Origin of the sequence: Salinimicrobium maris, from assembly GCF_049680855.1 — a bacterium.
GTDB lineage: Bacteria > Bacteroidota > Bacteroidia > Flavobacteriales > Flavobacteriaceae > Salinimicrobium.
Map to the genome: position 1 here is coordinate 1063194 of NZ_JBMPGS010000001.1, position 15760 is coordinate 1078953.

At 36.0% G+C, this 15760-nt stretch carries 16 protein-coding genes; 15 read left to right on the forward strand and 1 reads right to left on the reverse strand.

Annotation, left to right across the window (positions count from 1 at the left end):
* Positions 1-408: 408 nt before the first annotated feature.
* The 3 genes from ACOV1Q_RS05035 to ACOV1Q_RS05045 all read left to right on the forward strand — a co-directional run bounded on the left by ACOV1Q_RS05035 (position 409) and on the right by ACOV1Q_RS05045 (position 3757).
* Complete coding sequence (locus tag ACOV1Q_RS05035; protein ID WP_424493269.1) at positions 409-1926, forward strand: ArnT family glycosyltransferase; 1518 nt, start codon at positions 409-411, stop codon at positions 1924-1926.
* Positions 1927-2353: 427 nt separating this feature from the next.
* Positions 2354-3301 carry a hypothetical protein gene (locus ACOV1Q_RS05040; RefSeq protein WP_424493270.1) on the forward strand — a complete coding sequence of 316 codons (948 nt, stop codon included), beginning with the start codon at positions 2354-2356 and terminating at the stop codon, positions 3299-3301.
* On the forward strand, positions 3302-3757 hold the full coding sequence (locus tag ACOV1Q_RS05045) for a type II toxin-antitoxin system VapC family toxin (protein WP_424493271.1): 456 nt from the start codon (positions 3302-3304) through the stop codon (positions 3755-3757).
* A gap of 47 nt (positions 3758-3804) precedes the next feature.
* Here the strand turns inward: ACOV1Q_RS05045 and ACOV1Q_RS05050 are convergent, their stop codons facing one another.
* On the reverse strand, positions 3805-4770 hold the full coding sequence (locus ACOV1Q_RS05050) for an IS110 family RNA-guided transposase (protein ID WP_424493272.1): 966 nt from the start codon (positions 4768-4770) through the stop codon (positions 3805-3807).
* Between the two features lie 352 nt (positions 4771-5122).
* On the opposite strand from ACOV1Q_RS05050, the gene ACOV1Q_RS05055 reads away from it, so the two are divergent.
* The 12 genes from ACOV1Q_RS05055 (at position 5123) to ACOV1Q_RS05110 (ending at position 15687) form a co-directional block, all read left to right on the forward strand.
* Positions 5123-5836, forward strand: a complete 714-nt coding sequence (locus ACOV1Q_RS05055) for a hypothetical protein (RefSeq protein ID WP_424493273.1) — start codon at positions 5123-5125, stop codon at positions 5834-5836.
* Positions 5837-6204: 368 nt separating this feature from the next.
* The gene (locus ACOV1Q_RS05060; RefSeq protein WP_424493274.1) at positions 6205-6576 is read left to right on the forward strand and encodes a VOC family protein; all 372 of its coding nucleotides are present in this window, start codon (positions 6205-6207) and stop codon (positions 6574-6576) included.
* Positions 6577-6946: 370 nt separating this feature from the next.
* The gene (locus tag ACOV1Q_RS05065; RefSeq protein ID WP_424493275.1) at positions 6947-7423 is read left to right on the forward strand and encodes a hypothetical protein; all 477 of its coding nucleotides are present in this window, start codon (positions 6947-6949) and stop codon (positions 7421-7423) included.
* Positions 7424-7475: 52 nt separating this feature from the next.
* Positions 7476-7850 carry a DUF2200 domain-containing protein gene (locus ACOV1Q_RS05070; RefSeq protein ID WP_424493276.1) on the forward strand — a complete coding sequence of 125 codons (375 nt, stop codon included), beginning with the start codon at positions 7476-7478 and terminating at the stop codon, positions 7848-7850.
* 165 nt (positions 7851-8015) lie between these two features.
* The gene (locus tag ACOV1Q_RS05075; protein WP_424493277.1) at positions 8016-8393 is read left to right on the forward strand and encodes a hypothetical protein; all 378 of its coding nucleotides are present in this window, start codon (positions 8016-8018) and stop codon (positions 8391-8393) included.
* Positions 8394-8496: 103 nt separating this feature from the next.
* Positions 8497-9180, forward strand: a complete 684-nt coding sequence (locus tag ACOV1Q_RS05080) for a GLPGLI family protein (RefSeq protein ID WP_424493278.1) — start codon at positions 8497-8499, stop codon at positions 9178-9180.
* A 273-nt stretch (positions 9181-9453) separates the two neighbouring features.
* Positions 9454-11493: a hypothetical protein gene (locus tag ACOV1Q_RS05085; RefSeq protein ID WP_424493279.1), complete on the forward strand. Its 2040-nt coding sequence runs from the start codon at positions 9454-9456 to the stop codon at positions 11491-11493.
* Positions 11494-11608: 115 nt separating this feature from the next.
* The gene (locus ACOV1Q_RS05090; RefSeq protein ID WP_424493280.1) at positions 11609-11866 is read left to right on the forward strand and encodes a DUF1059 domain-containing protein; all 258 of its coding nucleotides are present in this window, start codon (positions 11609-11611) and stop codon (positions 11864-11866) included.
* 169 nt (positions 11867-12035) lie between these two features.
* A complete protein-coding gene (locus ACOV1Q_RS05095) occupies positions 12036-12929 on the forward strand; it encodes a sugar phosphate isomerase/epimerase family protein (RefSeq protein WP_424493281.1) in 894 nt (297 codons plus the stop codon).
* Positions 12930-13041: 112 nt separating this feature from the next.
* The gene (locus tag ACOV1Q_RS05100; RefSeq protein WP_424493282.1) at positions 13042-13758 is read left to right on the forward strand and encodes a CPBP family intramembrane glutamic endopeptidase; all 717 of its coding nucleotides are present in this window, start codon (positions 13042-13044) and stop codon (positions 13756-13758) included.
* Positions 13759-13774: 16 nt separating this feature from the next.
* Positions 13775-14395 (forward strand): hypothetical protein, encoded by a 621-nt coding sequence (locus ACOV1Q_RS05105; RefSeq protein WP_424493283.1) that lies wholly within the window; start codon positions 13775-13777, stop codon positions 14393-14395.
* Positions 14396-14886: 491 nt separating this feature from the next.
* On the forward strand, positions 14887-15687 hold the full coding sequence (locus ACOV1Q_RS05110) for a hypothetical protein (protein ID WP_424493284.1): 801 nt from the start codon (positions 14887-14889) through the stop codon (positions 15685-15687).
* Positions 15688-15760 lie beyond the last annotated feature (73 nt).

The following is a 15760-nucleotide window of genomic DNA, read 5'->3' on the forward strand; positions in this document are numbered from 1 at the left end:
GTAGTTAAAGATAAAAAACTTTGTAAAACAAGGTTCAGCGCAAATAAGGAGTTAAGTCGAAATATAGTATTTCTCGTAACAGGAAGAAAAATAACTAATCCGACTCGTCCGTGTCCTTACTCTCGCATTTTTCGATAAGCGTAATTTTAATATACTATTTTGCTTTTCTTTGAAAATATGCCACATGAAGTATATCATCCATCAATGGCAGCTATTTAATCAAAAATGGAGGTTCAACATTTTCTGCATAATAACTGTGTCCCCAATCAATAACACTAATTGTAGAATACCTCTCAGAAATGGCATTTTTGACTATCTTTCAAAAGCAGTAACTGATTGAAATTTGCGTCTCCAACCATGACTTGCTTTAATTGGGGCGTTGTGCACCAATTGAGAAAACCCGAAAGAATGAATAGACAGACGAAATTGGTGATCTTTGGTTTTTGCATCGTCAAATTAGCGTTACACGTAATTGCAGATAGCAATTCAGGGTTTCAAGGAGATGAACTGCTTCATATAGAAACTGGAAATAACCTGGCATTTGGATTTATGGAGTTTCCGCCCATGATAAGTTTGCTGGCCTTTATCCAAAACCTGCTCCAGTCCACCTCCGTTTTCGTACATCACATTTTTGCTCATATTGCTGCGATTCTTATTCTCATTTTTGTTTCTAAAATCACCATCGAATTAGGAGGAAAGACCAAAGCCGTTTTTTTGGTGCTATTGTGTATACTTATTGCCCCAGCCTTTGGGCGTTCGCAACAATTATTTCAACCCGTAGTTTTTAGCCAATTGTTTTGGGTCTTGAATTTCTTCTTTCTTACGAAATATGTTAAAACTCTCGACCAAAAATATTTATGGTTGCTGACATTTGGGGCTGCATTAGGATTTTTGACCAAATACGATGCTGTGTTTTTTATTTTTGGGCTTTCCTCTTTACTGCTTTTTAAATCCACAAGACAGGCATTAATAAAAAATCAATTCTGGTGGAACATAATTGGTTTTCTCCTTTTGATAAGCCCAAATGTGTTATGGCAAATCGTCAATGACTTTCCTGTTTTGAAAATGTTTGATAGGCTATATGAGACTCAGCTGGAAGTACAAACTCCTATAGAAGTTTTACAAGGTCTTCTTATGGCATTGAACCCTTTCACACTGCTCATAACTTTTCCAGCAATACTTTCAATGTTCCATCATTCAATGAAAGGCTATAGACCGTTAACCATATCAATTTTTTTATCGATCATCTTTTTAGCATGCAGTCAGGGAAAAGGATACTATTTCTATCCTATTGTACTAACAATTTTACCATTTGGAGGGGTTTTTTGGGAGCACATCATTCTACCAAAAAGGAAATGGTTGTTTTATCCAATCGGGATCTTGCTTTTATGCGGCGTTCCTTTAATTTCCTTTGGAATGCCTGTTTTTACGTTGGAAAGTTATTTGAAACACGATTATCCCTATGAAAATAGAGAAGTTGTAAAGGGTGGACAATTCAATATCAGGTTTGATGAAAGATATTCAGAAGAGAAATGGGCTATTACAATGAAGGAATTAAAAACTGTTTATGACAGCCTTCCAAAATCAGAAAAAGACAACACCCTTATTTGGGGAAAACATTATGCACAGGCAGGAGCAGTTAATTTGCTAAAAGACCGGTATGAGTTGCCAAAGGCATTTTCATTGCACGGAAGTTTCTACAATTGGATGCCAGAAGGAAAGATGCCAGAAACTACCATATGCCTGGGATACAATGTGGGTGACTTCTTTTATGAATATTTTGCCGAAGTAATTAAAGTGAAGACTATTTATAATCCATATTCGCAGAATGAAGAAGAATTGCACCAGCACATATACATATGTAAAGGGCCTAAATACACATTTGATGAACTAAAAGAATTATTTGAATACAGAATATTTGAATAAATAAAGCACAATATAAAGAACAGTATAAAAAGGAATTATGGAGTTTTGAAATTCTGTCCTTCATCGTCCTTTTTTTCTTCCTCCTGCGCAAAGGCTGCGGGAGAGGATGTTACAAGAAGTAATGCCTGCAAATGATTACCTGCCAACACTTTTAATGATTATTATTGCTGAAGTTGTGGGTTTGGTAATGGGTAGAAAAACTTTTGACTTCAGAATGCTATTTTGCAGGAAATTATCCTATTTTTAACCCATCCCTACAACTTTATTGGAAACTGTTTATTCCGGTGTGAGAGATATAATTGTACCAGTACGTTTATATTAGAAAATTTTTAAATAACTGTAATAGGTGCAGTTATAGATAAGTTGGCAACAAGCTAAAAAAAACATTCATAAATATGTCATACATTTGTTATATAATTAATTTCACTTGAAAGAAAATATTATTGAATATGATATTACTTTAAAAAGTGACCTTCAGGAAAAAGGCACTATAGATTTGGATAGGATTGCTTTTCTAGCCAATAGCATCTCTAATATTGCAAAAGGAGCATTACAAATAAGACTTGCTGGAATTTCTAATAAACAAGGTAAAAAACCTAGTTTTCTAGATAAGGCTCTGAACATCAGATTAAAAGGAATTAAGGAAAGTAGTACTTTACTAGAACTAGAGTCTACAACTTTCGCTAGTTCAATCAGATCCATCCAAGTTAATGCGTTTCAACCAGAAATTGCAGCCGAATTACCTACTCAAACTCCTATGTCTTTATTTATGCTTTCATTTCAGGAAGCTTTAAATGATGATGATTTTGAAAAAAATTTATTAGATAAAGCTCTTGTAAAAAATCTAAAAGAGCTAAAGTCGTTTTTCCGTTCGAACAAGGAAGAATTAATTTTTTCTAATAGAGGTTCTCTACCAGAATTACATTTAAAAAAGTCAGATTTCAGCAAAATAAAGGAGCTTGAGGATGCGATACCTGAGCCTCAAAATGTTGTTATTAATGGCATTATTGACATTTTGGAACATAGCAAGTCCAAGATTACAGTAAAAACAGACCAAGGAAATTTACTTGGAAACTTTAAGAGTGACTTACAACAGGAAGCTCTAAAAGATTTTTGGGGAAAAGAAGCCACCATTTATGGGATCGGACATTTCAAACCCAACGGTAAATTGTCCTATGTAGAAATTGAAAGAATTTTCGAGTCTTCCCAAGAAGATAAATATTTTTCTAAAATTCCTTTTTCTGAGAATACTATTCTGCAAGTACAAAAACAAACTACAAAACGGCAAACTAAGAATTGGATGAATGAAATCGCAGGCAAATGGCCTGGCGATGAATCCGATGAGGAGTTTGAAAAATTGCTAAAAGAATTATAGATGAAGTACCTAGTTTTAGATACTTGTGCTATAATTCATATAATTAGAGGGAGTAAGACCGGTAAAAAATGCCTCGATTGGATTAATTCTTTAAATCCTCAACCGATCCAAGTGATTTCTGTGGTTACTAAAGCGGAACTACAAACTTTTGCAGTTATTGCCGGATGGCAGTCAAATAAAATCAAATTCTTAGATAAATTTTTAAAGGGGGTAACGTATGTCAATATAACACATACTGATAAAGATTTATTAGAAAATTATAAGTTGATTGACTGTTACAGCAAAAACAAAATTCCTGATCTTAATGGCGATTACAAACAGGGCTCCCATAATAATATGGGAAAAAATGATATTTGGATAGGTACCACTGCTATGACTTTAAATGCTACCCTTCTGACTGCCGACAGAGATTTTGAACATTTAGATGGAAAAATTTTAAATGTTCAAATGTTTTAGTGCACAAGCCAGTTGCCAACAAAGAACTGAGTTAAAAAACAAGTTCTCTAGGCTAATTTCGAAACAAAATTTTCCTCATAAGGCAGACCTGATTTAGCGATAGCAAATGCCTGTTTCAGTAGCTTGTTACATACAGCGATAAGAGCTAACTTTTTACTTTTCCCTTTTACTATGATCCGCTCATAGATCTCTCTACAGGCTTTGTTGTGTTTACAAGCCGAAAAACTACACATGAATAGCAGATTTCTAAGCTTTGCGTTACCCATTTTGGTTATTCGACTTCGACCTCTCACGCTAGTACCTGATTCTCGCAAGGAGGGCGTGATCCCGGTGTAGCTGCAAAGTTGTCTGGCATTTTCAAAGTTGGAAAATCCGTCGGTTAAAACAATCAACATAATCGCGGTCTTACTGCCCATCCCGGGAATACTTTTCAGAAGGGTTAATTGTTTTTGTTGCTCTTCCTTTACGATCTCCGTCAGACGGTCCTCCAGGATCTGGATTTCTTTCTGGACTGCTTTTAGAGAACGATTTAAAGAATGATATACTGTTTTAGATGGTTTGCCCAGGGTTTTCTCTCCGTGCAGCTTATTCTTTAAGGCAGTGCTTTGTTTTAAGTAGATATCGATCAGGCGCATGAGCTGTAAACATTCCGCCTGGTTTTTATCTCTTGCAGTATATAATGGGACTTCATTTACAGAGGCATAATCACAAATGGCTTTTGCATCAGACTTATCTGTTTTTATCCTGGAAAGTCTCATTTGGATAAACCTTTTAACTGACAATGGATTTACTACAGAGACCTTTACGCTTTGCTCATACAGGAACTGAGCCAACCGGTAGTGATAATATCCTGTAGCTTCCATCACTACCAAGGCATCGGCAGGAAGAGTTTTTAGAAAGGTTTTGAACTCGCCGCCATCGTTCTTGAATTGGGAATGGTTTTCGTTAGAGTCCACAACATCAAATACGTTCTTACTGATGTCTACTCCATAAATTTGGTTACATTTATTCATAGAAATGAGATTACGAAAGGACGCCTACTTTGCTTTCAACAACTTAAAAACGAGATCCAGGTCTCATAGAACTGAACGAAATTGAAGTAGAAAAGAGAGGGGATTTTCAATGTTGACGGAATCTCCAGGTTCCCACGAATAACATAACCTTACTCCTCTCTTTTGTTCTTTCTGATTAGTACTTAAAAGTTAGGAAATCAAACTTAAGATGAATAACACAAATTGCGGAATACTGGTCAAAAATGACATTTTTGTCTACCAGTAAAAATAAGGCTTAACGGAAAGTTCGCTCCGTCCATCCCGCAACTTGCGTTATTCGGGACAGTGCCAGTAATTTGACAAAACACAAAAAATGAAAGCAAAACAAACATCAATTTATGGGAAAGTCCCAAAATGGATTTTTTTAGTTTTTATCTCATACAATTTGACATCTTGCTTTTTAGGATTTTATGATGATGATGACCCAGTTATTGTTGGTAGAGACAACACCTATAAAGGTATTGTTGTTGACACAAACGAGAATCCTTTAGTTGGAAAAACTGTAATACTGAAAAGTGATTTTGAACAGACTATAGGTGAATTTATCACTGATGAAAATAGTCATTTCCAAGGTGTTGGTGATATTTATAATACCGGTCTCCAAATTGAAATTAAAAATGAAGAAGATTTTCCTCATGTAGACTTTAATTTTGTGCAATTTGAATTCCGCTATACAGAATATCCATCGGAACAAATAATAGAAATTCCGCCATTAGTGTATACGCCTATTTCATTCTTCTCAATTGATATTACTAACAATACTGGAGAAAATTATGTTGCTGAATACCAATATATAGAAGGTGTATGTAATAGGAATTTTGAAGATAATATTGAAATATATTCTCGATGTTATGAGGATAAAACTCGAATTTTTAATCTTACTTCTGCTACAGGACCTTTCAGAAGAAGTGTTTTCGCAGTAAGAGGTTCAACTATTTCCGTCACTCTAACTAATAACATAAGTACTTTAACAGAAACCTATCTTATTGATGAGATTAACCAAGAAGAAACAATTGTATTCGAATAAAAATTGAAAAACAGAAATTAAATAAAACAAAAAACTACTGGCAACACTATATGAAAAAAATGCTTAACCAGGTCTCGATTCGAAACTCCGTGCTCGCTTGCAACGCCTGATTATCCTGCGGACAATCACACTCGCCAGTTCACAGAGTTTTCATTCTGGAAGCTACAGTGCCATAGGTGCGGTAAACGAGCAAACTTTCTAACCTATGTACCTTAACGAACAGCTGCAGGAAAAGTTTGTTAGATTTAAAAACGAGAAATTTATCCTAATTTCTCTAAGTTTTGTTTTAGCTTTATTACTGTGATTTCATTCACAAAGTGATAAAACAAAGAGGAGGAATAACATTAAATGAATAAAAGATAAAGAATATGAAATTAGGTGCCTTTTCAATAAGTCTAAGTGTGAAAGACATAAAAGCTTCAAAACAATTTTACGAAAATTTAGGTTTTACAGTTCTTGGAGGTGGTTTAGATAAAAACTATTTAATTATGAAAAACGAAAATTCTCTCATAGGACTTTTTCAAGGAATGTTTGATAAAAATATTCTGACCTTTAATCCCGGATGGGATGAAAATGGAGACAATGTAGAAAGTTTCAATGATATACGAGAAATTCAGGAGGAACTTAAAAATAAAGGAATACCAATAGAAAATGAAGTTGACAAAAACTCCTCTGGCCCTGCAAGTTTCGTGGTAACTGATCCTGATGGAAATGTAATTTTGATTGATCAGCATCGATAAAAATTCTTTTTAAAAATTTCACTATTAGTGATATTATAATTCTGCCAACAGGTAAGAACGAATGATCTCAATTGACGACATCGTTAAATTAACCAACAAACCAAACCTAAATTAAAAATGCCGCGTTCTCTGATCCCGCAGCATCTGTTCTTGGAAACATGGGTACGCAACATAAGACAACCTACAAATCACTGCCTAAAATCCATTGTCACTAATTTACCTAACCTATATCGGAAATGCTGAATTTTAGAGAAAAGAACTAATTTAGTGTCCAATGCACAACTATAATTTTTATTAGTTCTTTATTATAAACTCAACTGAGGCGATCAAAATTAAATTATAAATTATTCAGTTTCAGTTTCACATAAGAATGAGAAAGAATTTTATCTGCCTGGTTTTATTAGTAGTCTTCACTTCTTGTAATAATAAAACGGGTAATCAAAAAATTGATTTTCAGCCTGTATTAGATTCCATAGAAAATGATTTTCAAAAAAATCTTGATACAGGTGTAGGAATGCTTCAAACTTCCAGAAATTACAGATTAGTATCAGATAGTTTGTTAAACGTGATCTATGATAGAACGCAGGAACTGGAAAACATCAGGTTAGATTCTTTGAGAAGATCTCAGGAAAAATTTCTTTCCAACAGGAAAAAAACAGAAGATAGTCTATGGAAAGAAGTCGAAGCTATTTCAGCAAAGCAGGGAATAAGTCCGGAGCTTGATAGAATGCTTGCTTATGGGCATGTTGGGAATATGAATATAGAAAGAGCTTATGAGTTGAATAAAATATTAAAGAACCACAGTCAAAAATATAAAGCTGCGCCCAATCATGTTTTAATGCAATAACAATGGTTGTGGAAAAAGGCTAAGATATTAATCATGAAAAAAAGGTTTTAAGATGAAGGTAACAGCCGAAAAAAATGAAAAAGTTGCAGAAATGACTTTTTCATCTGTTTATCCGCATTATGTAACCAAAGTGGAAAAGAAGGGTAGGACAAAAGATGAACTTCACCAGGTTATTGAATGGCTAACAGGTTTTGATGAAAAGACTTTGCAGGGACTTATTCAGGAAAATGTAACCTTCAAAACCTTTTTTCAGAAAGCGAATATTCATCCCAACGCGCACTTGATTAAAGGAGTTATTTGCGGCTATAGAATTGAGGAAATAGATGATGAGTTTGAGCTGTACAGGCAGGTAAGATATTTAGATAAGCTGGTGGATGAATTGGCAAAGGGTCGTAAAATGGAGAAGATTTTACGCCAGGAAAAGTAAAGGAGGAAGCTTCCCAATATCCGGAGTGTTCAAGGTACGACTACAACCAAAGATTGCCCATAAAAAATACATAGTTTACAATTGGTATTTTAAATAGGAATATTTCTTCACCGCCATCTATTTTCAATAGTTTTGCGCCCTCATCCTAAAGCCCGGAAATACACCATGCCGCATACATTAATTTTGATCATTGGAGGAGTGGGAGGTGCTCTGTTTACCTTTTTATTGCACAAATACGGACTCTCGGTAGTGGTTGCTTCCTGTCTGGTGGGGCTGCTGGGCGCGGCACTGGAGCATTTTCTGAAAGTAGAGCATCTTGCTTTTGTAATTTTTGCAGGTTCTTTTGTCGGCATGACCAGTTCTTCCGTAGCCACCCTGCCACTTGTGGTTTTAGGAGGGGCATTGTCTGCTGTTTTATACCAGCTTTCTTATGATATTTTTAAAGGCTTTGGTGGTCGCTTGGGTACCATTGCTTTCATTAGCACGGTGATTGCTTTCTATTTCCTGCTTGCGCTTAAAAAATTCTTCATAAAAAATAAATAGGTTCCATAGTCCTTTTCTATATTAGATTTAAAAATTTGGCAGAGGAATTATAGTACCTTCCAAAAATGCCATTTTTGACTGGGTTCAAAAACCTGTTTATAAATTGAATATAAAGAAAATAATAATTATAAGTGTCTTATTCACAGCGCTTCCGCTTGCGGTAATGGCCCAAGAGTTGGGATCTGCTTTAGTTGAATACAAGGTTTATACTAACAGGGAGTTTGTTTATGAATCACTCCCATTCTCTACTGATACCGTGAAAGGAATTCTAAAATTTAATCTGAAGCGATCTTCTTTTCAGCTTGATACTCTAACTGTAAAAAGGGGGCAAAAGAATATAAATCGCATTTTTGCCGGTGGCGACGACCTGTATTATTTTGATTCAGAAGAAAATGAGTATCTTCAGCAAACCACCAAACTGAAAAAAACCTATAGAATTATACTGGATTCCCTTAGCTGGACTGTAACGAAAGAACAAAAGCTGATTGATGATTATCTGTGTTTTAAAGCCGTAAGAAAAATGGAAGATTCCAATGGAGATGGACTGTCAGAAAAAGCAGAGGTTATTGCGTGGTTTGCTCCTGAAATACCCTATTCCTTCGGGCCTTCAAAATATGGAGGCTTACCGGGATTGATTATACAATGTGAATATGGAAACACCATCATTAAGCTGAATAAAATAGACTGGAAAGAGGAGGAGGTGGAAATTTCCCGGCCAAATCTTGGTGAGGAAATTACATTTGAACAATTTAAAAAGATTGCTAAGCAGGAATTCCCGAATTTTTAGCTCTTGTAAATCAAACAAGCCGGGCAGATAAATAAAAGCCAGGTTCCAAGAGGTTTTGCCTTGTAGCATCTTAAGGCCAGCCAGGAAATTTGAATTATCACCTTTCAAAAATGGCATTTTTAAATATCTTTAGAGAATTCGTATACATTAGGAATCAGTAAATTAGAACCCGTGAAAAACCTCCTCCAAAACCTATTTTTGACACTTCTTGTGACGGCTTGTTCAGATCTACCGCACTCCTTTGTGTATGATAAAATGTAATATTACCTACAAATGAAAAGAATCTTTCTCATTGCCTTATTTTTTGCCTTCCATCCACCTTCTATTTCGCAGGAGACGATACTTCCAGACCATACCATTCCTGCACTAAATAAGATTATTGATTCATTAGAAAATAATTCAATTAAAAATGATCTTCCACATTTTTTGTCCCTGCCGCAAACCACGGGTCATTATTTTGATGTAAAAACAGCAGTTCCCGGGGAGTTTATAAAAGCCTTAGAAAAAGGTACACCCCTGGATTCTTTAATCAATGAATTTCCCAGCCTTCAAATAGACAGGGATTTATTGATCATTAAAAATTCCTATGTGCGCAACGATGGAGAACAGAAACTGGAGATAAAGTCTTTTCAAATAAAATTTAATAATGGCCATCGTATCACGTTAAGTGCATCAGATTCTTTATTAAATCAAAATCTCAAATTCTATTATACAAATCATTCAGTGTATAATACCAACCTTAGAAACATTAGGGGTTTCTATTTGAACGAGAAGTTTGTTCAACAAGAGATTCCAAAAGAATATTCCAGGTGGGTTAACTATACAGATCATCTTGTGAGGCCAAAAACAGATTTGTTTTTTAATAAGAATAATGATCCTTTTTCCCATATTACCGTGAGAACGCCAATAGATTCTTTAATAACTTATTTTGCTGAAGTTACTCAACAGCCTACATTTGACAAAACGCAAAACTGGGAATCGCATCGAAAATCAATGGACCATTGGGAAAAAGACAGAGCTGTTCGTGCTGACAGCCTGTTTCTAAATGATCCAGGATTTAAAAACCTTCTTTTTAAAGCGCTGACTTTTGCTGAAAAGAATGAGAAGTCTAATGGCGAACTGGAAGTTTTTGTTGCACAACTTATTTCCGAAGAGAGAGCACTAAATTTGATGAGATATAACCAGCAGGTAGGAAGCTGTAGTTTTGATAACGGGCCTCTTGAGCAACAGAAGAGGATGGCCGGCCTGGCTGCAAAAATTCCGAATTGGGATGTTTTTATTCAATCTTTTCTAAATGTTATGAATGACAATGTCTCAAGAGTGGCCAATTCCAATATAGCAAGTGAATCAAGAAAAACGTCTATAGAGGAGCTTTCAAAACTTGATCTTGATATTAGAACCTTGTTATTGGGATCAAATATGCGCATTTCTGACACGTTGAATATTCACTATTTTTCTGACGGCAGCAAAGTGGCGAAAGCTTTTACTGCATTAACAGAAGCCGATAAAGACTTTTTTGAAGCTACTGTTGAAGGAGTGATTAGAAATGAAAAGGTTGATGCCTTCAACAAATTACATTTTTTTAATACGCTCAGCAATTACCACTATTTCCTCGCAGATTCTCGAAGAAAACAACGGGTAGCTCAAAAGCTGGAGGAAATGTCGGAATTTATGCCATTTTCCGTTAGATCAAGAATGGAAGAACCACATAAAGAATTAAAAGATCTGCTGTTTCAGGAAAGAGATGAATTAGATGATTTCATTATTATGGACTCTTCCATTGGAAATATCTATTCCTACAGTTATGGAGGAGATTGCTGGATGGCAGAGATTCAGAAGAAAGGGGGGAACCCCAAATTGATCTATGATCTCACCATGCCTGTTGAAGACAGTATTACGCCTTTGAGTAATTTTTTGAAAGAAGAGCCAGTGCTAACCAGAAGAATTGAGAATCATGAATTCATTAAGCAATTATTAAATACAGATCCTGAAAACCAACTTTACATAAAATTTACAGAAGATAGATCTTTTTCTAATTTTGAAAATAAGGTTTTAAGGGATATGTCAGAGAGCATTAAACAAGACCAGAATTTTGAAAATGCAATTTCTTTTTACATCTCTTATCCAGATAAAAAGTATGTTAGGTTTATCCTATTTTCAAGCAATGATTTAATGCTTCTTGATATTCCAAAAGATTTTAGTATTCCAGGATACAGTTTCGATGAGCTGGTAACCAATACTAAGGAAAGTTTTTTATCGGTTAGTTATGAAAGTTATAGAATATTTAATGAGGAAGGGAAAATGCTTAAGTAAATAAGAGAAAAGAAGCACCTTCCAAAAATGCCATTTTTGACTAACTTTTAAAAAAAACTACTTTCCCCAATCCACTTTTTGACTACCTTTAGGTGAACCCTTAAAGAAGATGATGATGAGAACGATGACATGCAGGCAATTGGGTGGGGCGTGCGACATGGAATTCCATGCCAGTACTTTTGAAGCCATAGAAGATCAAAGCAAACAGCACGGCCGGCAAATGATAAGAAAAGGAGATAAAGCACATCTCCAAGCCATGATCGACATGCAGAAGCGTATGCAGGCCCCGGAGGTTTTCAACGCATGGCTTGAAGGAAAGCGCAAGGAGTTTGAAGGGCTTCCCGACAGTAATACCAACAACGAACCGGAATAACCCGATACTGCGAAACAGGTCGTGAATCTGAATCTTTTTGCTTCTTTAGTTTTAGGCATCTTCTTCAATTTTTTTATCTTTAACCAGGTAAAGCTGAATAGGTTATGCGTGATAAGGTTGTGCGGGTGAAGCTTTGATCGAAAAACGTCTATCAATAAACTAAACCTGTATGAACCGCAGACATTTTGTAGAGACGATGGGAATCCTCGGCGCAACCGCTTTCTTACCCATTCCCGTTCATTCCATGTTTAAGGCTCCTCAATATAAAATGGGCCTTCAGCTTTATACCATTCACGATGAAATGACCAAAGATCCCGTTGCCACTTTAAAAGCTGTTAAAGCACTGGGATATGAAGATTTTGAAACCTTTGGCTTTGATGCGGAAAAAGGAACTTTCTACAACTATAAATCTTCTGAATTTGGGAAAGTACTGGAAGATCTGCAGCTTACTGCCTCCAGCGGGCATTTCGGTTTTTCTTCCTACCTGGAAAAGAGCGATGATGAATTAAGATGGTTTGTAGATCAATGTATCGCCGGAGCGCATGAGGTGGATATGAAATATATCACCTGGCCCTGGTTAGCCCCAGAACAGCGTACCATGGAAAAGTACAGGCTAATGTGCGAAAAACTTAACCTGATAGGCGAACAGGTAACTGCTGCAGGCCTAGGGTTTGCGTACCATAATCACGGTTTCGAATTTGAAGATCACAACGGGGAGAATGGATTTGATGTTATTTTAAAAGAAACAGATCCTTCCCTCGTGAAACTTCAAATGGACATGTACTGGGTAATAAAATCTTTTGAAAAATCTCCGCGGCAGCTGGTAAAAGAGCAGCCGGGACGCTATGTGATGTGGCATATCAAGGATATGGATAAGATCACCGGAGACTATACCGAACTTGGAAACGGTTCAATTGATTATGCTAAAATTTTGCCTAGTCCCGCGAAATCCGGTCTCGAATTTTTTTATCTGGAGCAGGGAGGAAATTTCACCCACAATCCCATGCAAAGCGTCACCGACAGTGCTGCTTATTTTAAAGAACATTTACAGCATTACCTGTAAAATTTGTTGCTTAATATTTCCATTTATAGAGTCTCAAGACAAGCATCTCCGGAAAATAAAATAGGAACTTCTGCTTAAAATGCTATTTTTGAATAACCTATAAAATTAGGAAGTGGCAGGAATATTAGTTGCACTCATACTTTCATGGCTTTTGCTTTACCTTTTCGAGGGGGAAAATATCCTGTCGCTGGGTTTTTTGCCTATTTTGAAAAGGCTGCTGCAATTAGCTATTGGTTTTATCATTACAGCTGTGCTTTGCGCCAGTGTAGAGTATCTGGAGCTACTTTTAAGCGCCTCAGATTTGCAAATAAATAAAAATGCGAATCTGGCTTTACTTTTCAATATGTTCTGGTGGGATTTTCAATCGGTCCTGACCGAAGAATTGATCTTTAGAGGTGCGCTGCTGTTTATCCTCATAAGAAGAATAGGCGCTACAAAAGGAATGTTGATTTCTGCAGTGGCCTTTGGGATCTATCACTGGTTCTCTTTTGGAATTTTTGGGAATATTTTCCCAATGCTAATTGTCTTCATCGGCACCGGCTTAATGGGCTATGCCTGGGCTTTAGCGTTTCGAAAAACAGGTTCGATTTTTCTGCCATTGGGCCTTCATCTGGGATGGAATTTTACCTTCAACACTATTTTTTCACAAGGACCTTTAGGCAGAGGATTACTATCTATGGAAAATGGCCATGGCATTAGCGACTGGTTTTCCTTAGTAGGTCTTTGGCTGGTTCCTTTGATAGTGTTTCTTATCATCAAATATTTCATTAAACAGGAAACAACGGAATTCATAAAAGCAGAAATAAATCCATCAGCTCCTTTCAGCTGAACCTTAAAAACAACAAATGAAATTAAACTTTTGGATCTTTTTACTGCTAATTAGCCACTCCATTGCTGCGCAAAATGATAAAGAAGAATTACTGAAAAGGGATGTTGACCTACTCGTGGAGGAAATGGAATTTATGTATGGTTATGATCAAACAATGCGGGAATATACCATTTTTAAGACCTTTGATAAATCTGAAACCGACCGGCTTGAGAATCTTCCCGACAGCCTGAAGATGCAGGAAATTTCTCAGCGCAAATTTAAGTCTGATAGCTTGTCCTTGCATATCTGGAAGAACTACATAAATCCAAAAGACGCGGCACACGTAGAAAGAATGATCGAAATTACCCGAACATATGGATTTCCTGATACAGACCGGATCAGGAAATATTACGATGAGGATTTTGAAGATCCTGATTTTGATCCAATTCTCATGTTCATTCATGCTCCTAAAAAATTTCGGGAGGAATTAAAAGAATTAATGCTTCTTGAGTATGAGGCGGGAAGGATAAACCAATGCCAGTACGGATATCTGCTCTGGCATATTTTGGGGCGTCAAAGCTTTCAGCCAATGCTCGACAACGGGTACGAAATGATTCAGGAAAACGGTAACACCACTTTAAAATCCACCTGCAATTAAAAAGGGAATAGTCAGCTTGGAGTTTTGATTGCGAAAAATGCGGAATAAAACCTGGTTTTTTAAATATTTAAAAGCTTTTCAGCAGCTGCTGAGGCTTTTTTTGTTATTTTTCACTCATGTCTAATAAAATCAAAAACAAATGAGCGATAAGCCTTCTTCATCTCATACGTCCTTTTCCAAAACTAACATTGTAGTATTTCTCCTTTCTTTTCTGTTTTTCACTGTCATTTTTACAAATTGGGACCATTTAAAAGCAGGGCTTTTTGGTACAGGTTTCTGATTTTATCCTGAACCAACATTCAAAAAAGAGGTTTTAGCACCTCTTTCCATTTGATACCACTAAAGCTTTTTTATTTACAATAAGACATTATTAAAACCTAAACCAATTGAAGAATAAATTTTTCAGAAAGCTCCTGAATATATTTAAATACCTCGCGATCTACTATTTGTCTGCCAAGATGATTTGTTTTGCGATCCCAAAATTCCTTCACATGCAATTTAGGATACTGCACTACGAATCATTCAAACCCTTAGCAGAACTTTCAAAATATGAACACATGTGGTCCTTCTTTGGAAGGTCTTACAATTATAACCTGTTCATTGGCCTTACCGAATTTTTGATTGGAATCCTTATCGTATTTCGCAGAACAAGGTTAATTGCACTATTAATTTCTTTGGGGGTTTGTATAAATATTTTGATCCTGAACATTGAATTTGAAATTTATTTTGCCATTCAGCACATTACGCTGGATTTGGCACTTACCCTTTTATTGTTAACGGGATACCGAAAGGACCTTTACCAGTTTTTCATACAGTTTGGAGGAAGGTTCAAGAAGAATTTTCATACTCCGCGTAAGAGATTCGTAAGAATTTTGCCTTTTCTGTATATAATTTTACTTCCCGTTGGCTATTTCATTTTCGCCTACAAGATGAGAGCAGGCGTTAGTGAAGAGTTGGTGGGAAGTTATAAGATTGAGGGTATCCGGCTTGGTAATAATGGTCTGGAGCTTGAAAAAGGTTCACTGGGTTCTTCTCCCATGATGTTCCTCGAATACAACAACCAGGCGGTATTGTCAATGAACGATAGTATTTATTTTGGCGCTTATTCAGCTGAAAATGGTAAAATTCAAATGTATTTCAATCCGCCTGCAGACCACAGGATCAGCTCCATCAAAGGCAATCTTAAAGATGATTTGCTGAAGGGCAGCATGAATGACAGTATTCCGGTAGAAATGAAAATAAAAAGATTACCGGCACAAAAAGATTATTTGAACGAATTATACCAGAAATAATCTTGTAAATCGGCTAAAAGAACTTTAGGCTTTACTTCGGAATAAAAAGAATAAAATTTGAATGCCTGTAATA